We start from the raw sequence: 21,381 nt of genomic DNA on the forward strand, positions 1-21,381 counted from the left end.
GGCTGGTTGATTGGATTTGAATGTACCATTAAGGAAGAAATGCCGTGACATACTTGTTTTAGCGATTCCGGCGATGATTGAAAGTCTTTTGCAAACTGTAGTCGGTTTTGTCGATACACTTTTTGTTGCGCGATTGGGATTGACTGAAGTTACAGCCGTCGGCGTGGCAAATACATTGCTTGCCGTTTATATTGCAGTGTTTATGGCAATTGGTATTGGAACTTCATCACTGATTGCGAAGCATATCGGCGCCGGAGATCTGGAAACGGCTCGGGAAGCCGCATGCAGATCGACACGGATCGCACTGATTGCAGGCTTTATCTTTGGCTTAGTTACACTAATCCTTGCGGAACCGTTGCTTAAGCTCATGGGTGCGGATGGTGAAGTGCTCCGTCAAGCGGCCCTCTATTTCCGTATTGTTGGCACCCCTTCGTTTGTTATTTCGTTAATGCTTCATTTAGGTAACGTATTGCGTGCTTCAGGAAATACAGTTTCGCCAATGATGATCAGTTTCTGGATGAATCTGATTCATATTGTACTTGATTATCTACTCATTTTCGGTATTTTTTCATTTAGCGGATTCGGCGTCTGCGGTGCTGCGATTGCAACCGTATTGACCCGAGTGATTGGTTCTGCTCTTTTAATCGTTGCAATGAAAAAATCACCCGTACATTTCTCATTTAAACGTCATACATCGTCTGAGCACAGCACATTGACTCGCGAAATTATCCGACTATCGATTCCTGCAACAGGAGAACGACTGGTTATGCGGCTGGGTCAAGTGGTTTATCTCGGTTTAATCGTTCATATGGGAACAGAGATTTATGCTGCCAACGCAATTGCCGAAAACATCGAAACATTTGCTTATCTGCCTGGGCTTGGGTTAAGTGTCGCTGCAACGGTGCTCGTCGGTAAGCAGCTCGGTGCGAAAAAATATGCTCTTGCCTATTCCTATGGGCGATTAACTGTACTCATTTCGGTTGCAATTATGAGTATCACTGGCGTGCTGTTATTCTTTTTAACGCCTTTTATGGCGTTCTGGTTTACTGGACAGGTTCATACGGCATCAATGATTACATTGGCGATGCGGATCGATGCCTTTTTCATGCCCCCACTTGCCGTCGGCCTTGTGCTCGCCGGCGCGCTTCAAGGAGCAGGTGATACGAAAACACCGCTGTATAGTACAGCAATCGGTATGTGGGGCATTCGCGTTCTGTTTATTTATCTGCTCGGTGTAAAGGGCGGAATGGGCATTGCCGGAATTTGGATTGCCCAAGGGATTGATTTGACGGTAAAAGCATTGTTTCTCTATTATTGTTTCCGGAAATTGTTCAAGCGCATCAAAAGTGCTCAAAACGAATAGTGCGCCCTCTGCTGTTTAGGCCCTAAGTGATGCTTCTTTTGGGTAATGAACCAAATAAAAAATAGATCGTTCGTCCCTTCTCATAAAAAGATCATGGCCTATAATGAAGTCAATAGAGTCAGGAGAGGTGGGACGGGTGGGATGCAGGTGCCTCAGGTTCGTACAGTGATCACTACCGGTCAGTCGTTAAAGAATACATATAACCAATTAAAAGCACTGGAACAAGAAAAAAGGGCTTGGCAATACGAGGAAGATCGAACTCATTTCTCAACCAAGGATGTAACGGATCAAAGAAAATTAAATCAAATTGCTGTGAAAATTGGTGCCCTGAATCGACAGATTAACCAAATTCATGTGCAACAGTCGATCGCTTCTCAAGACACACTGACCATTAGCAGCACCGCGATCAACCAGTATCGTTTCCATAACGAATAAGAGAGCCAAAATTGGCTCTCATTTCTTTTTTTATGATTGAATGGGAAGATGGTTGATCAAATTCGTGATGAATGAATCGATACATGCTTTATCTTCGTTTGTTCCGTAAAAGTTCGTTGCGAACGTCATTCTTTTCTGAAATGTGGTCACCGCAATTTGGAAATAAGGTGCATACTTTATCGATCCAGAAATAAAAACATCACGAATGCTTAATCCCGAAAAACGCAGTTTGTGTTCATCAATGATCCCTATATTTGTCATCCCATTAACAGGAATGCGATAAATACTTGGAAACAGTTTTTTCGCTTGATCCAGATGATGATGGTGATACGTTTCCTCAAGCTCCCAATAGACTTTCAGCGGCTTAAAGCTCTTTTTTTCCTTATCCATCACCTTTTTCACTTGCATTAATGCCTGATCAAAGCCAATTCCTGCATCTCTTGGAACAATGCAAGTAATGTTGGACGTTAGATTACAGAATCCTGGTTTGACCTCCTTGGGCAGATAGCTGCGCAAATTAACCGGGCAATCGAGAATAATTTGCTCTGCCTTGATGACTCGAGCCAAGGCACAGACATAAGCTGCGAAAAGTGCATCGTTAATGGTTGCCCCCTTGCTCTTTACGTAACCCCGCAGCTGATCAAAAGCTTTGGCACTTAATTGATGCGTCATAATAAAGGGCTGCCGTTCGTCCCCTTTAAGCGGAAGATAGTCTCGTTCATCCTGTTCATGCTTCATCAATCGTGCATGTTTCATTTCGTTCAATTGTGCGTCATTCAACGCGTCAAACACTTGTTTTATGCTGCGTGAACCAAGATGATCTGCGTTCGGATGTGCGCAAGTACTGCCATCAATGAAACGTGAATAGTGTGCGCTTAAGAGGGCCAGGTAGTCATTAAATCCTCCACCGTCACAGAGCATGTGATTTAGGATTACAGCTAGAGAATCTCGCTCATCCTTTCTAATAATCGCTATACTCAGCTGCGGTCCTTTTTTCTCATTGAGCTTTCGCGTCAGCTGTTCTTGAACGGCCTGTTCTCGATCCATTGCTTGAACGACATGCACCATGTCGCTTGCGCTCCAATCGCTTTCTTCCCAATAGGCATTCTCGGTCGCTTCAACGTATCGGCATGAAAGTAATGGAAATAATTTTTGCGACTCATGTACGGCCTGGATGAGCACGCGTTCATCAATTGTTGTGTCAAAATGAATGACGGCATGCAGATAATGATCATTTTTCTTATTCAATCCGGAAATAAAGTGCTTAACGTCTGAACTCTCAGCTGCAAAAATCTTTTGTTTTGTCGCCATTCACAACACCCTTTCTCCTACATTTCTCACATTTTTTCATATGTCAAAATGATGATGAATTCATTATATAATTTGATTGGTTTGCCGATCAAATATGAGACACTTATCCGCCAGCACAAATAGTAAACCGGATCAGCAAAAGTGCTGATCCGGCTACTGTAAATGAAGCATTTGAACGTTTTTAATGGTGAGAATCAAGCAAGATAGGCGGCTCTCACCTGCTCATTTTTCATTAGCTCGTCCCCGTTGCCATCAAGTACAATTTGACCAGTCTGGATGACATAACCCCTATCGGCAATCTGCAACGCTTGATAAGCATTTTGCTCGACAAGCAAGATCGTCATGCCCTCTTCGTTCATTTCTTTGATAATATCAAAGATTTGTTCAACGATTATTGGCGCAAGACCCATCGAAGGTTCATCGAGCATAAGCAGTTTTGGCTTCATCATCAGTGCTCGGCCAATCGCAAGCATTTGCTGCTCGCCACCGCTCATTGTGCCTCCTTTTTGATTTAAACGTTCCTTTAGTCTTGGAAAGTAGTTAAAAACACGCTCCATGCGTTCCGCAATGACATGCTTGTCTTTTACGGAAAAAGCACCGATTTGAAGATTTTCACGGACGGTGAGCCGTGGGAATATTCTCCGTCCTTCGGGGACTTGTGCAATTCCAAGCAGTGCGGTTTTATGTGCCTGAAATTTGCTGATTTCTTGACCGTCAAAAATAATTGATCCGTTTTTTGGGCGAACCTGCCCACTGATTGATTTCAATGTTGTTGATTTTCCGGCACCATTACTGCCAATCAAGGTAACAATTTCACCTTTATCAATATAAAGGTCAACACCCTCCAATGCTTGAATCTGACTATAAAAGCTGTCAATTTTCTTTACTTCAAGGAAATGGTTCGATACCTCAGCCATTTGAAACTGCCCCCTTGCCCAAATATGCTTCGATGACTTTTTTGTTATTTCTGATCTCATTGGGTTTCCCAGAGGCGATTAACTCACCATGATCGAGCACATAAATTGAATCGGAAATTTTCATGACCAAATTCATGTCATGTTCAATTAGAATAATCGTGACATCAAGTTTGGTACGCATATCATGTATGAGATTGGTCAACCGTTCGGTTTCTTTTGGATTCATTCCCGCTGCCGGTTCATCAAGCAGCAGAACTTTAGGTTTAGCTGCGATGGCACGCCCTATTTCCAAGCGCCGCTGCGCCCCATAGGCTAAGTTGCCTGCATTCTCGTTTACATAGTTCTCTAAGCCCACATAGTTCAAGATATCATACGCCGTAACCCTAGCATCTTCTTCGATCTTCCGAATATGCGGCAATTGGAGCAATGTTCCGATCCAATGCGACTTCAGATTTTGATGCATACCAACCAATACATTCTCTAAAACCGTCATGTTTTCGAACAAACGGATATTCTGAAAAGTTCGCGTAATGCCGAATTGAGAAACTTGATGCGGTTTTAATCCGACAAGTGATTTTCCATTGAGAAGGATATCGCCGGATGTGGGTTGGTATACTGCCGTAATCATATTAAAAAAAGTTGTTTTTCCGGCACCATTCGGTCCAATCACAGCAGTTATGGCGTTTTTTTCAACCGTCATATTAATATCTGATGTGGCTGTCAGACCACCAAATTCTTTTGTCAGGTGTTTTACTTCCAATATGTTCACGAGTCAGCACCTCCTGAGGCTGTTTTTTCACGCTTCAGTGCTGCTTGTTCCGACTCTTTTTTCAAAGCGGCCACATCGACTTTGCGATTTTTATGTGGAATCAGCCCTTGTGTTCGATAAAGCGCGAAGACAATTAAAAGGATTCCAAAGATAAGCAGCTGCATTTTTTCAGGTGACAGAGCTGGTGGAATGGAGATGCCGTAATTCGAACTCATGGCCGACAACCAATTCGAGATATTGGTAAGCACCTGTGTTCTCAGAATGATGACGACAGCAGCACCGAGAATAACCCCTGGAACACTCCCCATTCCGCCAAGAATGACCATAACAAGTACCATGGTCGATTCGAGATAGGTAAAACTGGTTGCATCAACAAACATCTGTTTCGCTGCAAAGACAACCCCCATCATTCCAGAGAATGAGGCGCCAATAGCAAATGCGGCTAATTTTGTTTTTACTAATGGAATACCCATTGATTGTGCGGCGATTTCGTTATCGCGAACCGCTTTCCAAGCACGTCCTAATTTAGAATACTCAAGTTTTCGAACCACATAGATGACGAGAAGAAAAATCGCAAACGCAATATAGTAGAACTGATTCGATGAACCAATACTTATTCCGAAAAAGTTCGGCGGTGCGATCGATGCAATCCCCATCGAACCGTTTGTAATATTAATCGGATGATCCATATTGTTCAATAAGATTCTAATGATCTCGCCGAATCCTAACGTAACAATCGCTAGATAATCGCCGCGCACACGCAAAACCGGTACACCTAACAAGATCCCAAAAATGGCTGCGACAATCGCTGCAATAAAGATGAAAATCCAAAATGCGCCGCCAGAAAGCGGATAATGACCAAATGGCATAAACTTTGATGCTTGATCGCTGGCAAAAATGGCGTACGTATAAGCGCCAACTGCGAAAAAAGCAATAAAGCCAAGATCGAGTAATCCAGCAAAACCAACGACGATGTTCAGTCCTAAAGCCATGGCACAGTAGATGCCGACCAATGTCCCGACTTCCATATACGTTTGATACGAATCACTGAAGCTCGCAATAAATGGTACAACTACTGCAAGAATAACAATTCCCGTCACCCATTTTGCTCTGAGATTCAAATTGAGATAATACAAAATAAGAATCGAGAAAAGCAGCAGCAAGAAGGCAATCGTTGAATCCGGCAAAAGGAACAGTCCAGCACCAGTCACAATGACATATGCGAGGAACAGGATGCTTTGATTTTTTTTGCTTTGCGCTATTTTTTCAAAGAATGCACTCAAACTTGTCACCTACACTTTCTCTACGACGGCTTTACCAAATAAGCCTTCTGGTTTGAAAATTAAGACAAGAATCAAAATGATAAAGGCAAACACATCTTTATATTCGGCTCCCATTGCCCCATGGGTAATAATGGACAGGTTTGAAGCTGCAAACATCTCCAGCAGTCCGAGCATGACGCCACCGAACATAGCTCCTCGAATGTTTCCAATCCCCCCAAGAACAGCAGCGGTAAACGCTTTGATGCCGAGTACAAACCCAATATACGGATCAATGGTTCCATATTGGATCATAAAAAGTACACCGGTTGCCCCGCCAAGTGCAGATCCGATAAAAAAGGTCACTGAGATCACTCGATTCACATTAATTGTCATCAGCGACGCTGTATCACGATCCTGGGCAACCGCTCGCATCGCCATTCCCCATTTTGTCTTGTTCACAAAAAGATCAAGCGCAATCAGCATAATGATCGTCACAATGAGCACGAGTAAAAATGATGACTGGAAGGTTGCGTTGTTAAAAAAAGGTAAGGCACTATGGAGATTCAGCGTAAACTTGTGATTAAACATCGGCGGCGCTGTCACAATGTAGTTACCTGTTTTTAATTCCGCAATAAAACGAACCAAATCTTCAAGCACAAAAGAGATACCGATAGAAGTGATCAGTGCGATCAGTTTCGGAGCATTTTTCTTTCGCAGCGGCCGATAGGCTACCCGCTCAATGCCGACCCCCAAAAGTCCGGTAGCAATGGCGGCAATCACGATAACGATGATAAATACGAGTATGGCCGGTAACGCTGCAAGAAATCCCATTCCCATTAATAAGAAAAGAACAATTGCTCCCATAAAAGCTCCCGTCATGAATACGTCGCCATGTGCGAAGTTAATCAACTCAAGAATGCCATAAACCATCGTATAGCCGATTGCCACGACCGCATAAACTACGCCAAGTGTCAGACCATCAATGAGTACTTGGGGCAAATTCTGAATGATATGTGCAAGCATGCTCTCACCACTTTCCTCACGAGTTGTTGGTTTGGATGTATTTTATTTGTTGGAACAGCTAATTTCTGTCCAAGGTTATGTGAAGACTGCCAATAAAATCCTAAAAGGGCATAAGCGTGCTGCTCAATACCCTTTTAGTCCACATTAATTATTCATGAATATCCTTGAATTTCATTTACTGATTCATGGGTTCAATTATTGGCTGATTTCCGCTTTCTGAACTGGCGGATACTTAGCTTCAGCGAAGTTATAGATGTAAACTTTGGCGTATTTGTTATCGCCTTTGTCATCCAAACTTACTTTAGTTGTTACACCATCATAATTTTGAACCGAACGAATCGCTTTTGTTACTTGTTCACGAGTTGGTTTTTTATCGTCATTACCATCGATCGCTTTCATTAGCCCTTCCAGAATAACACCGGCTGCATCATAACCATAAGCTGAATAAGATTCAACGTTCTTACCAAATTCCTTCTTGTACTTTTTGGCAAATGCTTGGCCTTTTTCCGTTTTTGATACATCTCCGGCAACCGATGTTAGGTATACTCCTTTAACTGAGTCCCCGGCAATCTGAACGGTCGATGAAGAATCAAGACCATCGCCGCCCATGATCGGGCCATCGAAGCCTTTCTGACGCGCTTGTTTAATGATCAGGCCGCCTTCAGCATAGACACCGCCGAAATAGATCAGATCAGGTTTCTTCGCTACAGCTTGACTAAGAACACCGTTAAAGTCCTTCTCACCAACTGTGATTCCTTCATAGCCGACAATCTCAGCACCCAGCTTCTTGGCTTGATCTCTAAACTGTTCAGCAAGACCTGAACCGTATGCTGTTTTATCTTGAATAACAAATATCTTTTTCGCTTTGAGTGTTTTTACTGCAAAGTTTGCGCCTGCTGGACCTTGGAAATCATCACGAGCACAGATACGATTAACCGTAGGAAGTTTACGATCAGTAACAACCGTTGCTGTAGTAGCTGGCGATACCATTGCTAAATTGTTTTTGTTATAAACTTCAGAAGACGGAATCGCAACGCCCGAGTTCAAGTGGCCGACAACAGCAAGTACATCTTTATCAGAGGCAAGAATCTGAGCGTTTGCCACACCTTTTTTCGGATCACCTTGATCATCAAGATCTTTTAATTTAATTTGAAATCCTTTTTTCTCAAATTCTTTTTGGCGATCTTCAATTGCTAATTTTGCACCGAGCCGGATGGCATCGCCAAGGGTTGCACTGCCGCCTGAGAGTGGCGATTGACTGCCAATCTCAATCACTGTTTTTCCGTTTGATCCGCCTGATTTTGGCGAGCATGCCGCAAGGACACCGACTAATAATGCAATAATTGCTAGTAATGGTACGACTCTCTTTAATTTCATTGTCATCCTCCTTTTTATAAAAGCAAAAACACTTGAATAAATCCCAATTATCTGTCTTTTATGTAGCGTTCACCCCCGCTATCTCTTTCTAAACTATCTCTATTTAATGCGGCTCTATAATGTAATAATAATTTAATCTTCTTTCACAAACACTATCTATGTCAGATATTCCGACAAAGTTTTTGAATCCTGTTAATTTTCTAATATTTAAAACCGCAGTTATTCCCTATGTAATCCTTGCAAATAAGCGATATTATAATTAAGTAAAAAATAGAAGGAGGACGTCCCAAAAGGGTGTTGGATTTATACTGCGCTCCGATTGCTCGCATCTTCGCGCTTAATCCCAAAATAGACATTTTTTAAGGGTGTCTCAAAAGTCAATTGACTTTTGAGACACCCTCCCTAATGAATCAAACCGTTTTAAACGATGCAACCATTTTTTGCAATTGATCGGATACATAGTCCAAACTATTGGTGATTTGGTTTAAGCGCTCCATTTCCGAGGAGACCTCATGCAGTGTTTTCATTGATGCTTCACTGCTTGATGCGTCTTCAGCCGTTCTCCGCTTAATTTCATCGGCTGATCGATTAATCGACTGTACAATCTCATTCAAATCGCTGCTCTCCTTCGTTGTTATATCCATCAATTGATCGGTTTTCTCAGAAATCTCGCCAACATTACTGGATATATGGTTAAACGAACCGATTGTCGTTTTGATTTGAGACGACGATTGATTGACTTTATCATTGGTTTGCTTGATCTCTTTCAAGGTTTGATTAGTCTCGTCTTGAATACTCTGTACAAGGGTTGCCACTGATTTTGTCGCCATTTCTGTTTGTTCGGCAAGTTTTGATACTTCCTTAGCAACTACTGCAAAACCTTTTCCCGCTTCGCCCGCTCTTGCTGCTTCAATTGCAGCATTAAGTGCGAGAAGCTGCGTCTGCTCGTTAATGTTCTTAATTACCGTAACCGCTTTGGTGATCGACTTAGATTGTGTATGTAATTGGTCAATGCGGTTCATGGTTGCATCCATTTCCTGTTCTAGCTCACGCACCATGTTAAGTGCTACTGAAGATGCCTTATTTGCCTGAATCGTTCGATTCTTCGTATCATCAGTATGTATACTTACCTCGTTTATGAGCGCGCTCATTTCCTGAATCGAAGCGAAAAGTCCATTAAAATGATTGCGCGCATTTTGAAAAACCATGTTTTGTTCGCTGGCCGCAGCGACCAGCTCATCAACGTTATCTCCGACAAGATCCATACCGCTTGCCATACGACCGGCCATCTTTGATGCTGTAAATGAGACGCTTTGTGATGCCCTAGCCGATGCACCAACGCGTTGGATCATCTCCATTTGACTGTTAATAAATTTATTGAACCAACGGGAAAGTTCGCCTATTTCGTCTTGCGTATTTTTATTGAGCCGCTTTGTGAGATCACCATCGCCTTCTGCAATTTCATGGAGTATAGCGACGGTTTTTCGAATTGGTGTAATGACGATGTGGTTGGCAGCAAACAGGAAGGCTAGCGATAGGAGCACCCATGTTGCCACGGTGCACCCGATTCCTGCCGCAAGGGACACGGAATAACCGATTCCATTTAGCCCTGCTGCAATCAATGTTCCGAGTGAAAAGTAAATGGGAAGCCGTAATCTTAAACTTTTGAACTGATAAATTTCTTGAATGTCGCCTTCACACATCATGCCCCAGACTTCATCACAATACGGAGGATGAATCAATGTACCTTTTCCCCCAACCATGACATGCCGATAATCGGGGTAACCCGGCCACGTATCAAGATTGTGCCCATGGTCGATTGTTTTTTGAATACCGGGATGCAGTTCCCCTGTTTCGGGATCAGTAAAACGAATTTCAAATTCAGTATGTTTTTTTATTTGTACGAGGCCCCATTTTGCAGTGTGTACCCCTGCTTTTAGATTATCCCCGAGTGTATAGGTGTTATCTTCAAATCGGCTCCGCGAGATTGCTGTTCCCGGCAGTATATCACGATTCGTTTTAACCATAAAAAGATAGTTGTCACCAGAGTCTTTATAGACATGAGCATCCTCATTCTGAATGACATTGCTCATAGTATCGTTGAGCACGCGGCCCATGAATACACGCGGAATGCCTTTACCATTTACCGCTGGTGTCGAAAACATCAACGTGATTTCATCTGCAAAATGTGTGCTGCTTAGATCAAGATCCAGCGTTCGATGATCGATATAAGGGCCGTACATCGATTTCTCTTTATTAAGGCCGCGCGCATAATTTGGCAAATCAGTCATTTGTAAACCTAAATGCTTGGTACAAGTGGACACCATGACTTTGCCCGTTTCGTCCAGCAACATAAATTCAATAAATGCATCACTATTCTTCAATTGTTCTTTAAGCACTTCACTAATTTCTGTACCGCGTTCATCATAGCTGTAGGCAATCTGATTCGCATTTTCCAGTTCATTCCACCGATCATGGAACCAATTGTCAAGTGCTTTTTTACGTCCTCTTGATATCCCATCAAAAATACGTTCAGATTGTTTCTCAATCGAACGATTTAATAAATGCATCATCCTTGAGCTAAGCATGGACAAGCCCCCCCTTTAAGGAATTAAATACACTCTGTTCTTCGCGTCTTTGTTAAGACGAAAAATATTTTCTTTTTTTCTATACTAATAGTTTCGACATTTTTTTCTAAATCTTTAGGTTTTATGAAAATACACGCGACGGATCAAACTTATGCTATTATTAATACAAAGTTTACCATGAGGAGAACTGATGTTATGCCTATAAAATTACCAAAACTGCTCCCGGCAAGAGAAATTCTCGAGAACGAAAACATCTTTGTGATGGATGAAGATCGCGCTATGACCCAGGACATCCGTCCATTAAACATATTGATTCTAAATTTAATGCCTGAAAAAGAAATGGAAGAAACGCAATTACTTCGTCACTTAGGAAACACACCTTTGCAGGTTAATGTAACCTTTCTGAAAATGGCAACCCATGAGTCAAAGAATACGAGTCACCTTCATCTTGATCAATTCTATTCAATTTTTGATGAGGTGCAGCAGAAAAAATTTGACGGCATGATTATCACCGGAGCACCCGTCGAGCAACTCCCATTTTCCAGTGTAGATTATTGGAATGAATTAAAAGAAATTATGCACTGGTCCCGAGATCATGTCACCTCAACCCTGCATATTTGCTGGGGTGCTCAAGCCGCGCTGTACTATCATTTTGGTGTCGATAAAATTCCCTATCCGGAAAAGTTATCCGGAGTATTCAGCCACACTTTATATGAGCCAAAGGAAAAATTGCTGCGCGGTTTCGATGATGTCTTCTTTGCACCGCATTCCCGTTATACGACTAGCGACGTAAAGGCACTTGAAGCTCATCCTGACCTACATATTCTCTCGGGTTCCGACGAAGCCGGACCTTTTATTTTAATGGCAAACCAAGGAAAACAAATTATGATTACCGGTCATCTGGAATATGATACAGGGACGCTTGCGACCGAATATGAACGCGACTTAAAGAAAGGGTTGAATCCGCATCTTCCCACACACTATTTCCCGAATGATGACCCGCAAAGGACACCGTTCAACACTTGGCGCTCGCACGCGCATCTCTTGTTTTCCAATTGGCTGAATTACTATGTTTACCAAGAAACTCCTTACCAATGGGATTAATCCATTGATTTAAGACAACCCGGGTAAAAAAGCACCTGAATTATCGCTTCGATTACTCGCTTGCCGCGGGCGCACCGCGAGCCTCCTCAACCAAACGATTCCTGCGCGTTTGGTTCGCAACCGTTTGCTTTGCTGTAAAAAAACGTATACTTCCTTTTCTTAAAAAAAGGCTCGGGCAGATGCCCAAGCCTTTTTACATTTCAGTTTATGCTTTGCTGTTCAGCCAATCGTAATGTTTGTCATGGAATGTATGTTCAATAATTCCGACCACATCTTCATCGATCAAAAGCTGTGCCTGTTTAATTGCTGTATATACAGCTTCACTTTTTGCCGAGCCGTGAACCTTAATGATTGGTGCGGCAAGGCCAAAAAGAAGTGCACCGCCGTATGCAGACGTGTCCATATGTTGTTTCACTGCTTTTAACTTGCCATACATCAGACCGGTCAGTACTTTTGTGTACAACGAACCACCTAGGGTTTCCTTTAGCAGCGTCATCAGTGAAATCGCAGTTCCCTCAATACTTTTCAATACCATATTGCCTGAAAAACCATCTGCAACAATAACGTCTGCCGGTCCTTCAAGCAACTCGCGGGATTCAATATTCCCGACAAAATTAATCGGAGCATTGCTCAAAAGTTTATAAGCCTCTTTAACGAGATCGTTTCCTTTACCTGCTTCTTCGCCAATGTTCAAAAGTCCAATTCGAGGATTCGGGCGATGCATGACTTTTTCTGCATAGATGTTGCCCATGATTGCGTATTGCAGCATGTTTTCCGGCTTCGTCTCCGCATTTGCACCAACATCAAGGAACAGGAATCCCTTATTTTGATGAATTGTCGGTAAGGTTGGTGCGAGCGCGGGACGGTCAATGCCTTTAATACGCCCAACACCAAAAAGTCCTGATGCCATCAGCGCTCCGGTATTGCCTGCAGAAATGGCCGCTTCACAACGCTTTTCGCGAACCTCTTTTACTGCCAGAACCATTGAAGCCTGCTTTTTTTGGCGAACCGCTTTTACCGGTGCATCGGTTCCTTCAATCTTTTCAGTGGTATGCAGAATGTCAATGCGATCCTGTTCGCCTACCAGATCCTTCAGTTTTTCCTTGTCGCCAACGAGCGTAATCTCAAGCTCAGGAAATTCCTTCAAGGCTTTGATTGCCCCTTCAACCATTGCATCAGGTGCATGGTCGCCGCCCATCGCATCAATTGCTAACCTCATTACATTCGCTCCTTTATAAGAACAGCTTTTCACGCTGAATTGCTTAAGTTCATCAAACCGGTGTTCATAAATTGATTCTCGACTCACTCTAACATTAAATACGTGATCTGTCCAAACTATGTTTCAAAAAAGTTTTTATGTTCGAAAATGATTCCGTTTTTTTGGAACAGTAATGAAGTAGTAAACAGAAAGTGGCCACCAAAGAACCGCAAAAGCTGGAAATACCGCCCATATTCGGTTCGGTGTTGTCAAATAATTCACGCTCGCTAAATAGACAATGGTCATCACAGCACAAATCATTGCAAATCGAAAGGGCTTTTTCGCAAAGTAAAGACTGAGCGGCCACCAAAGAACGGCAAAAGTGGGATGAATCATCCATAAATAATTGGGTGTTGTGATTCCGTTCAGTACCATAAAAAAGAGTATGATCCAAAATGATCCCGCAAATGCAAACCGTTTGGGTAAATGCGCAAAACTGCAACTAAGCGGCCACCAACCCATTGCAAATAGTGGAAAAAGGCTCCAAAAAAAGCGTGTTTCAAAAAAGAGATTAAGCAGCAAATAGCTCGCTGAAAACAAAATACTGATCAGTACTGCAGCAGTTCTGGATTTTGCCGATGAACCGATCCAAACGACGATTGGAAAGCAGACAGCAATCGGCAGCACATAAACAAACCACCAGTAATCAGGACTTTCAAGCATATTGATGGTTATGCATGTGCCCATAAGGATTACTGACGTTATCACCGATGCGCGTCTTTTATTTTGCATGAAGAACCAACTTGATGCGCAAGTTAAGACTGCCAGCGGTGCAATCGTGAACAGGTACCCGGAATGGATCGACAAATTGACACCGAGCAGAAAGATCCCGGTCATCATACAGCCTGCTGCTAAAAAATTCTGAAGCTCTTTATTCATAGTTCCTTCTCCAGCCTTTTGCGGCGTAAATGATAAAACATGGAGAGCGGCCACCAAGAAATGGCAAAGGCAGGATAGATAAACCAAATAATATGCGGTGTGTAGTAAAAATTAATAAACACAACCAATGCGATAATCAATGCACTGCCCCATATAGAGAAACTGAAATTGATGCGCGCTAATTCACGCTTTCGATTAAATGTATTCTGCGGAAGATCCATCTCGCGTTTAATTTCCTCAATATCTCCAAACTCAACAATCACTTTATTGACTGCGTCTTCTTCTGTTTTTCCTTCTTCAATTAAGTCTGCTACCTTTTCTTCTAGATCACGCGTAATCTCTTCCTTAACTTTTACCGTTTGTTCGCTGCTTGGCAGATCCTCAAATAATTTGTCAAGATACATGTTCAGCCGTTTCATCAATCAGTCTCCTCCATGAATAAGTCCACAATTTCCTTTACCTCGCGCCATTCATCGATCATTTCTCGAAAATAGGCTTTCCCGAGTGTGGTAATTCGGTAATATTTTCGCTTTCCACCATGGGAACGCTCACCATAATAAGAGTCAATCAACTGCTTTTTTTCAAGTCTCTGAAACACGGCATAAAGTGTCGCTTCTTTAATTTCAAAGCGTCCTTCTGTTTTACGGCTAACTTTTTTTGAAAGCTCGTAGCCGTACGAATCGCCATCTTTAAGTAGTCGCAGAATGATTGAGTCGAGATGCCCTCGTAATATATCGCTGCGAATAATACCGCCTCCCGCTAATCGGTTATTACTCTATCTGATGTAGCAATAATAGCATAGATTACTCTATCAGTCAAAGTAATAGATAAATAATCGAATGCAGATCTCATTTACAAGTAATGAATATGCTCCGGCTACCGAGAGCGTTTCCTCGGCTTACTCCAGCATGTCTCGTCAACAAAGTACGATTGTACAGGAACTTGAGCACCCACGCGTTGGTCTCGCAATCTTTTATTTCATCAATTATAAATTTTTGCCCATTAAAAAGGACCGGGTGATTTCCCGATCCATGCATGTGATCTTATTTTGAAAGCAGTATCGCTTGTTTGATTTTCTTAATAATGGAGCCGTTACTATAGGTGAGCACTGAACCACGATAGAAACGCAAGCTGAACATGAACAAACCAATGATCGTAAGCACGAGGAGTACAAGCGAGACAAAGGCCTGCCAAAGCGCCATATCGGTTGCCCCAATACGCATCGGCATGATCATCGATGCTGTAAATGGGACGTAGGAGAAGATTTTGATGAGAAGCGTATCCGGATTGCTCATTCCGCTGATTGCGATAAAGAATCCCACCATGAGCAGCATCGTCACCGGCATCACCGCTTGACCAACATCCTGAACTTTATTGACGAGCGATCCCAGCACTGCGCCAACCAGTGTATAGAGCAGACAGGCCAGAAAGAAAAACAGTATTGCAAAAACCGTGTAGCCCAGTGTCAGTTCGCTAAATAGAGTACTAACCATGTCCCAGTACTTACCTGCCTGGAACCCGCGTGCCATAAGCAATGCACCACCGATCAATACAATAAACTGAGTCATCGCCAATGCCAGTGTGCCAAAAACGCGGGATAATAAGTGAATAACTGGTGAAGTGCTTGAGATGATAATCTCCATAATTCGCGAGTCCTTCTCTGCCGCAATCTCAGAGGAAATAATCGACAGGTAGGATAATACGAACAGATAGATGACAAACGCAACCGCATAGGAGACAAAGGTTGCCGTTGACTTTTGTCCGCTTGTTTTTCCTTTTTCAGCATGCTTGGTCAGTACTTTTTGATGGAGTTCAATCTTTTGATTCATGATTTTTTGTGCCTGTTCAGCACTTAAATTTAATTGCTGGATCGTGAATAGTTGATTTGCTGCGCGGGTCTGTTCTTCCAGCATTTGCTGATCGGTTAATTGAAGCGGATTTTTCGTCTTGAGTTCTGCCTGTAAAGCACCTTTCTGATCCAGTGAGAGCACAAGCAGCGCATCCGTTTTTCCCTTGACTATGCGCTGTTCTTCCTGATGCACAGAACGTGTTGTCGGTGTAAATTTCATCTGTTTGCTGCTGTGAAAATAGGTTTCTGCTTGCGCATTCGTCTGATCAGAGACTGCTATGGTCATCGGCTTGTCATCCGAAGAAAACCAGCTGCTGATCGTTGGCCACATAAAAAAGCAGGCAATACCGGCAAGCATAATCAGCGTAGTAATTAGAAAAGATTTGGCTTTTAGCTTATTCGTGTAGGATTGAGAGAAGAGCAGAATGAACTTATTCACCTTTACCTGCCACCTTTCGTGTAAAGATCTCCTCAAGCGACAGATAGTCTAAGCTGAATCGCTCGATAAAGCCGTTCTTTGCAAGGGTTTGAAAGATCGGCCGTGCATCATGTTCATGGTGTAAGCGCAAACGATACATGTCTTTTTCTTTCGTGACCGATTCGACCCCTGGAAGCACCGCAAGTTCAGTCTCGACATATGGCCCGCGAATGGTCAAGTTTATTTTCCCGTATTGTTTTTTCAGATCGAGGATTGCTCCGGAGAATAGCGACCTCCCCCTCTTGAGCAGACAAATATGATCGCACAGCTCTTCGACATGATCCATGCGGTGACTGGAAAAAATAATCACGGTTCCCTCTTTTTTGAGAGAAACGATCGCATCCTTCAGTAATCCGGCATTTACAGGATCGAGCCCGCTAAACGGTTCATCGAGGATCAGTAATCGCGGTTTATGAATCAGGCTGGCAATCAATTGCACCTTCTGCTGATTGCCTTTTGATAAAGTCTCCGTGAGCACTTTGCGTTTCTCGTTTAACTCAAATCGTTCAAGCCATTCATTAATCTCTTTTCTGAGCACCGTTTTGGGCCAACCGCGCAATTGACCGAAGAATAGTAATTGATCTTCGACAGGCATTTTTGGATAGAGTCCACGTTCCTCAGGCAAATAACCAATTTGATCGCGTTCCAATCCACGAATCGGATGTTCTCCCCAGTTAATCTTCCCAGAGGTTGGTGCGAGCAAGTTTAAAATCATGCGAAATGTAGTCGTCTTCCCTGCACCATTCTGACCAATCAATCCGAAAATTTCTCCTTCTTCAACTTTGAAATTAAGATTATCAACTGCTAAGAAATTTTGAAAGCGCTTTGTTAAATGTTCTGCAGACAGTGTCATTTTTTCCCTCGCTTCTCCATATTTTTACCTTTTCATTTTTCCTGTTAGATATATTCTTTCATAGTTTACCAATTTCACTTATTTTATTGCAACCGAATGGCCGGATCGCGTTATAATAATCAGGAATGCTAGAATCATTTGGAGGATTCGCGATGAAAAAATTGTATGCGGCAGCACTCGGGTATATGATTGCCGGCCTTCTTTCCGGAATCTATTATCGGGAATTAACGAAGGCACTGAACTTTAGCGGTGAAACCATGCTGTCTGTTTTGCACACACATTTGCTGATTTTAGGTATGTTCTTTTTCCTTATTCTGATCAGCCTTGAAAAACTGTTTCAGTTGAGTACGAACAAACGGTTTTCACTCTTTTTTTGGATCTACAATATCGGTGTCGTTTGGACAATCACTTTGATGGCGATTCATGGAACACTTGACGTGCTCGGTATCGCTTCAGGTCCTGCAATCGCCGGACTCGCAGGAATGGGACATATTATTTTATCCATAGGGCTCATACTTTTCTTCATGATTCTTAAAGAGGTGTTATTTAATAAGAAGGCATGAGAAAAACCAAGCTGTGCTTGGTCCTTTATCTCCAGCCATGTGTGATGGATTCGTGTCTTTTCGGTGCTGAATCGTCGCTTCGGTTACTCGCTTGCCGCGGGCGCACCACAAGCCTCCTCAAACAGACAGGAATCTGCGCGTTGATGCACGGTCTTTTGCATGACCAAAAATCTTATACTTTTGTACGTAAATGTGATGAGCGCTAAAAAAGTTAAAAAAAAGAGAGGTTCTCCTCTCTTTTTTTATGCCTAAATAGTTGATTCAAGATGATCTTATTTATCGTAGACCGGCGTGCAAGATTCAGCATATTTCGAATTTTTTCCGATCGTTAAATTAAAGAACAGTTCTTTAATTTGTTTACAAACTTCGCCTTCATGACCGGTTCCGATCTGACGATGGTCAACGGCAACAATCGGTGTAACTTCCATAGCAGTACCGCTGAAGAAGACTTCATCAGCAACATAGAGTTCGGAACGTGAAATGCTGCGTTCTTCAACTTCAAGACCTAACTCTTCTTCTGCCAGTTTCATAACAAGATCACGTGTGATTCCTTCAAGAATATTATCTGCCGGAGGAGGGGTAACCAGCTTGCCCTTGCGGAAGATAAAGATGTTTTCACCGGAGCCTTCACAAACATGGTCGCCGTCAGTTAAGAAAATCGCTTCGTCAAAGCCGGCGCGTTTTGTTTCAAGCGCAGCCAGTGCGGAATTCAAGTAAGCTGCGGTCGCTTTCGTACGAGGCGGAAGCTGGTTATTCGAAAGCCTTCTCCATGATGTTACACCGACGCTCAGTTCTGGTTTTCCAGCATACTTGTTAAGCGGCTGTGTATAAATCACAACTTTTACATCTTTTCCGTCAAGGGTAGGACCGATGTCTAGAGCATCATTATATACGATTGGACGAAGATAGGTCGTCGTCCTGCAATTATTCGCTTTTAATAGGTCGATTGTACCTTGGATCAGATCGTCAACTGAAAAATCAAAATCCATATTCACGGTTTTTGCTGATTCTTTCAATCTGTTGTAGTGTTCCTTAAGTTTAAATGCGTATAGCTGCTGTTTTTCATCATCCCAATAAGCGCGGATACCTTCAAAAACACCTAGGCCATAATTGAATGCCTTGCTGCGGACGCTGACCTTAACATCATCCTCTTTTACGATTTTGCCTTGATAATAAACATAAGCCTCTGTCAACGCGAATTCCTCCTTGGTTTCTGATAGTAACAGAACGTTCAGACTACTTTAGTTCGGCACGTCGTCCTTAGTAACTAAAGTGTTCAACTGTCCTGCCTTTTTTTGTGTACACCTATAATAACATAAATCTTCCAAAATATTTTCTAAAAGTGAATTTTTTTCTCGAAATCTCGCAAGATTCCAACACGTGCTTAATTATTTTTTATTTGTTGTTTTCACGACCAAGAGGGCCTCTCAAAGTAAAACGAACGTTTGAGACACCCTCGAAGTACTATTCATGACCGGTCAAAGTGATAATAATGATACTCCATCGGTTCCGATCGATCCCCGTTCAGGTCTAGCGACTGCAGACAGGAGCGGAGCAGAGAACCATTGGTCTCATCCTTCAACTGCCCTAGACTTATATTAACTGAATCGCGAGTTGGGTTTACGAGGAGAACAGTAAATTGATTCATCGATACGTAACGAAGACAGCCAAATAGAGGACCGAGAGAGAAAGGATAGAATGCGCCATGCTGCAAGTGTGGATCGGTTCGCCTCGCATGAATTGCTTCCTGAAACACTGCTTTAAGCTGCTGATTTTCTTTGCCCCATGGATAGAAACTACGGTTATCCGGATCCTTTCCGCCAACCACCCCTGCTTCATCACCATAATAGATACACGGAACCCCAGGCAAAGCCATTAAAAGCCAAACAGCTAGCCCCAGTTTTCGTTGACTCTCTTGAAACACGGTCAGAATGCGTTCCGTATCATGCGTGCCCAGATTATTCATATTGGCGAGCAAAGCCTCAGGGGGGTAATTTGATTTGAGCGTCATAAAACTTCGTACAGCCTGTCGCGCATTAATTTTACCATTAATCAGGTTAACAATCAGATCTCGGAATGGATAGTTCATTACGCCATGAAGCATTCCGCCTTCAAGATAATGGCGTCTTTTTCCATAAGCGATTTTATTAGTCGCATCCTCCCACACCTCACCAATCAGTACTTTATGCTCCCCTTTTTTTTCATGCCGCTGCAACGCATTTCGAATGCCGGCGATAAATCCATCGCTCAGTTCATCGGCAACATCAAGTCGCCATCCGCCAATTCCCGTTTCTGTCCACGTATCAACAACGCTTTCTTCAGAATCGTAAATGAATTTTTGGTAACTGATCTTCGCCTTATTCACTGTAGGAAGATCCGTTATACTCCACCAGCAGTCGTAATGATCCCGGTCGCCGTGAAAAGTAAACCAGTCATGATAAGGTGATGAAGCATCTTGATAGGCACCTCCCGATCCGTAATTTCCATAGCGGTTAAAGTAAACACTGTCAACCCCTACATGATTGAATACGCCGTCCAAAATGACTCGAATCCCAAGTTGCCCTGCCTTAGACACAAGTTTTTTAAAGATCTTTTCGTCGCCGAACATCGGATCGATCTTTTGAAAATCCCCGGTATCATATTTATGATTACTTCGCGCTTCAAAAATGGGACTGAGATAAAGGATGGTTACACCAAGACGCTTTAAATTAACCAGTTTGGCGATAATCCCGCTCAAGTTTCCACCAAAGAAGTCCCATCGGGCGATTTGATCATTTTTATCACGAATATAGTAAGGCCGATCCTCCTCGGTTGCATAGATAAATGAGTTTTTCTTCGGGTGGAGCATCTGTTTATGGCGATTACCGTTAAAAAAACGGTCAACAAAAATATGATAGATAACGCCGTGAAGATACCATTCCGGTGCAGGATCAGCGTATTGAAAACAGGTCATCTGATACTGTTCGACTTGACTCAGATCTGAAACGATACGACCCTCACCACCATACAAGTCGGCAGCTTTGCAATAATAAATGGTTTGAACGTTTCCTTCTTCCTGAAAAGTGATTCGAAAATGGTAGAAATAAAGGCCTGGTGTACCCTCTGTTTTGAATTTACAGGTGAAGCGTCGACTTTCATCCGCTGCCTGATTCATCAGCACTTCGTGAAAAGGGTTCCCATCTTTCTGAATCATTAAGTTGACTTCAGCAGCTGCATCCTGTTCAATCTGGATTGAAAAATAGATCACAGACCCGATTCTTACTGCGCCAAACGGACGGCGATACTGTTCGGACCACGAGTTGAAATAGACCAGCGGAACCCCCATATAGCATTCCTTCTTTCTTAACTTCGA

General features: G+C 42.8%; 19 protein-coding genes. 4 read left to right on the top strand and 15 right to left on the bottom strand.

Annotation, left to right across the window (positions count from 1 at the left end; all coding sequences use genetic code 11):
* Positions 1–16 precede the first annotated feature (16 nt).
* On the top strand, positions 17–1,363 hold the full coding sequence (locus tag K7399_RS05360; protein ID WP_028975604.1) for an MATE family efflux transporter: 1,347 nt from the start codon (positions 17–19) through the stop codon (positions 1,361–1,363).
* 147 nt (positions 1,364–1,510) lie between these two features.
* Entirely contained in the window at positions 1,511–1,798 is a 288-nt protein-coding gene (locus K7399_RS05365; protein WP_128166725.1) for a hypothetical protein, read from the top strand.
* Positions 1,799–1,828: 30 nt separating this feature from the next.
* Here the strand turns inward: K7399_RS05365 and K7399_RS05370 are convergent, their stop codons facing one another.
* The 7 genes from K7399_RS05370 to K7399_RS05400 form a co-directional block, all read right to left on the bottom strand.
* Positions 1,829–3,109: a condensation domain-containing protein gene (locus K7399_RS05370; protein WP_028975606.1), complete on the bottom strand. Its 1,281-nt coding sequence runs from the start codon at positions 3,107–3,109 to the stop codon at positions 1,829–1,831.
* A 194-nt stretch (positions 3,110–3,303) separates the two neighbouring features.
* Positions 3,304–4,026, bottom strand: a complete 723-nt coding sequence (locus K7399_RS05375) for an ABC transporter ATP-binding protein (protein ID WP_028975607.1) — start codon at positions 4,024–4,026, stop codon at positions 3,304–3,306.
* Positions 4,019–4,795 carry an ABC transporter ATP-binding protein gene (locus K7399_RS05380; protein ID WP_028975608.1) on the bottom strand — a complete coding sequence of 259 codons (777 nt, stop codon included), beginning with the start codon at positions 4,793–4,795 and terminating at the stop codon, positions 4,019–4,021. The genes K7399_RS05375 and K7399_RS05380 overlap by 8 nt, the downstream gene beginning before the upstream one ends.
* Entirely contained in the window at positions 4,792–6,078 is a 1,287-nt protein-coding gene (locus K7399_RS05385) for an ABC transporter permease subunit (RefSeq protein WP_037562574.1), read from the bottom strand. Before K7399_RS05385 ends, K7399_RS05380 begins: the two co-directional genes overlap by 4 nt.
* Before the next feature lie 9 nt (positions 6,079–6,087).
* The gene (locus K7399_RS05390) at positions 6,088–7,080 is read right to left on the bottom strand and encodes a branched-chain amino acid ABC transporter permease (protein WP_028975610.1); all 993 of its coding nucleotides are present in this window, start codon (positions 7,078–7,080) and stop codon (positions 6,088–6,090) included.
* A gap of 195 nt (positions 7,081–7,275) precedes the next feature.
* Positions 7,276–8,457, bottom strand: coding sequence for a branched-chain amino acid ABC transporter substrate-binding protein (locus K7399_RS05395; RefSeq protein WP_028975611.1), 1,182 nt, complete (start codon positions 8,455–8,457; stop codon positions 7,276–7,278).
* A gap of 410 nt (positions 8,458–8,867) precedes the next feature.
* Positions 8,868–11,045, bottom strand: coding sequence for a methyl-accepting chemotaxis protein (locus tag K7399_RS05400; protein WP_028975612.1), 2,178 nt, complete (start codon positions 11,043–11,045; stop codon positions 8,868–8,870).
* Positions 11,046–11,240: 195 nt separating this feature from the next.
* Here K7399_RS05400 and metA point away from each other — a divergent pair, with 195 nt between their 5' ends.
* Positions 11,241–12,149 carry a homoserine O-acetyltransferase MetA gene (gene metA, locus K7399_RS05405; protein WP_028975613.1) on the top strand — a complete coding sequence of 303 codons (909 nt, stop codon included), beginning with the start codon at positions 11,241–11,243 and terminating at the stop codon, positions 12,147–12,149.
* 205 nt (positions 12,150–12,354) lie between these two features.
* Here the strand turns inward: metA and plsX are convergent, their stop codons facing one another.
* The 6 genes from plsX to K7399_RS05435 form a co-directional block, all read right to left on the bottom strand.
* Positions 12,355–13,368, bottom strand: coding sequence for a phosphate acyltransferase PlsX (plsX, locus tag K7399_RS05410; protein ID WP_028975614.1), 1,014 nt, complete (start codon positions 13,366–13,368; stop codon positions 12,355–12,357).
* Positions 13,369–13,503: 135 nt separating this feature from the next.
* Positions 13,504–14,286, bottom strand: coding sequence for a hypothetical protein (locus K7399_RS05415; protein ID WP_223362494.1), 783 nt, complete (start codon positions 14,284–14,286; stop codon positions 13,504–13,506).
* The gene (locus tag K7399_RS05420; protein WP_028975615.1) at positions 14,283–14,705 is read right to left on the bottom strand and encodes a permease prefix domain 1-containing protein; all 423 of its coding nucleotides are present in this window, start codon (positions 14,703–14,705) and stop codon (positions 14,283–14,285) included. The genes K7399_RS05415 and K7399_RS05420 overlap by 4 nt, the downstream gene beginning before the upstream one ends.
* Positions 14,705–15,034 carry a PadR family transcriptional regulator gene (locus K7399_RS05425; RefSeq protein WP_028975616.1) on the bottom strand — a complete coding sequence of 110 codons (330 nt, stop codon included), beginning with the start codon at positions 15,032–15,034 and terminating at the stop codon, positions 14,705–14,707. The genes K7399_RS05420 and K7399_RS05425 overlap by 1 nt, the downstream gene beginning before the upstream one ends.
* Before the next feature lie 295 nt (positions 15,035–15,329).
* Positions 15,330–16,574 (bottom strand): ABC transporter permease, encoded by a 1,245-nt coding sequence (locus K7399_RS05430; protein ID WP_028975617.1) that lies wholly within the window; start codon positions 16,572–16,574, stop codon positions 15,330–15,332.
* A complete protein-coding gene (locus tag K7399_RS05435) occupies positions 16,567–17,466 on the bottom strand; it encodes an ABC transporter ATP-binding protein (protein WP_028975618.1) in 900 nt (299 codons plus the stop codon). Before K7399_RS05435 ends, K7399_RS05430 begins: the two co-directional genes overlap by 8 nt.
* A 152-nt stretch (positions 17,467–17,618) precedes the next feature.
* On the opposite strand from K7399_RS05435, the gene K7399_RS05440 reads away from it, so the two are divergent.
* Complete coding sequence (locus K7399_RS05440) at positions 17,619–18,029, top strand: DUF2871 domain-containing protein (RefSeq protein ID WP_028975619.1); 411 nt, start codon at positions 17,619–17,621, stop codon at positions 18,027–18,029.
* Positions 18,030–18,301: 272 nt separating this feature from the next.
* On the opposite strand, the gene K7399_RS05445 is transcribed toward K7399_RS05440, so the two are convergent.
* Both K7399_RS05445 and K7399_RS05450 read right to left on the bottom strand, forming a co-directional pair.
* Complete coding sequence (locus K7399_RS05445; protein WP_028975620.1) at positions 18,302–19,222, bottom strand: branched-chain amino acid transaminase; 921 nt, start codon at positions 19,220–19,222, stop codon at positions 18,302–18,304.
* Positions 19,223–19,497: 275 nt separating this feature from the next.
* Positions 19,498–21,354, bottom strand: coding sequence for a glycoside hydrolase family 13 protein (locus K7399_RS05450; protein ID WP_128166729.1), 1,857 nt, complete (start codon positions 21,352–21,354; stop codon positions 19,498–19,500).
* Positions 21,355–21,381: the final 27 nt, after the last annotated feature.

The organism is Sporolactobacillus terrae, assembly GCF_019930545.1.
Lineage (GTDB): Bacteria > Bacillota > Bacilli > Bacillales > Sporolactobacillaceae > Sporolactobacillus > Sporolactobacillus terrae.

Bases quoted from the DNA above. Each gene is read 5' to 3' on its own strand.
- K7399_RS05370 (WP_028975606.1), bottom strand. From the start codon at position 3,109: ATGGCGACAAAACAAAAGATTTTTGCAGCTGAGAGTTCAGACGTTAAG.
- K7399_RS05375 (WP_028975607.1), bottom strand. From the start codon at position 4,026: ATGGCTGAGGTATCGAACCATTTCCTTGAAGTAAAGAAAATTGACAGC.
- K7399_RS05390 (WP_028975610.1), bottom strand. From the start codon at position 7,080: ATGCTTGCACATATCATTCAGAATTTGCCCCAAGTACTCATTGATGGT.
- K7399_RS05395 (WP_028975611.1), bottom strand. From the start codon at position 8,457: ATGAAATTAAAGAGAGTCGTACCATTACTAGCAATTATTGCATTATTA.
- K7399_RS05400 (WP_028975612.1), bottom strand. From the start codon at position 11,045: ATGCTTAGCTCAAGGATGATGCATTTATTAAATCGTTCGATTGAGAAA.
- metA (WP_028975613.1), top strand. From the start codon at position 11,241: ATGCCTATAAAATTACCAAAACTGCTCCCGGCAAGAGAAATTCTCGAG.
- plsX (WP_028975614.1), bottom strand. From the start codon at position 13,368: ATGAGGTTAGCAATTGATGCGATGGGCGGCGACCATGCACCTGATGCA.
- K7399_RS05415 (WP_223362494.1), bottom strand. From the start codon at position 14,286: ATGAATAAAGAGCTTCAGAATTTTTTAGCAGCAGGCTGTATGATGACC.
- K7399_RS05420 (WP_028975615.1), bottom strand. From the start codon at position 14,705: ATGAAACGGCTGAACATGTATCTTGACAAATTATTTGAGGATCTGCCA.
- K7399_RS05435 (WP_028975618.1), bottom strand. From the start codon at position 17,466: ATGACACTGTCTGCAGAACATTTAACAAAGCGCTTTCAAAATTTCTTA.
- K7399_RS05440 (WP_028975619.1), top strand. From the start codon at position 17,619: ATGAAAAAATTGTATGCGGCAGCACTCGGGTATATGATTGCCGGCCTT.
- K7399_RS05450 (WP_128166729.1), bottom strand. From the start codon at position 21,354: ATGGGGGTTCCGCTGGTCTATTTCAACTCGTGGTCCGAACAGTATCGC.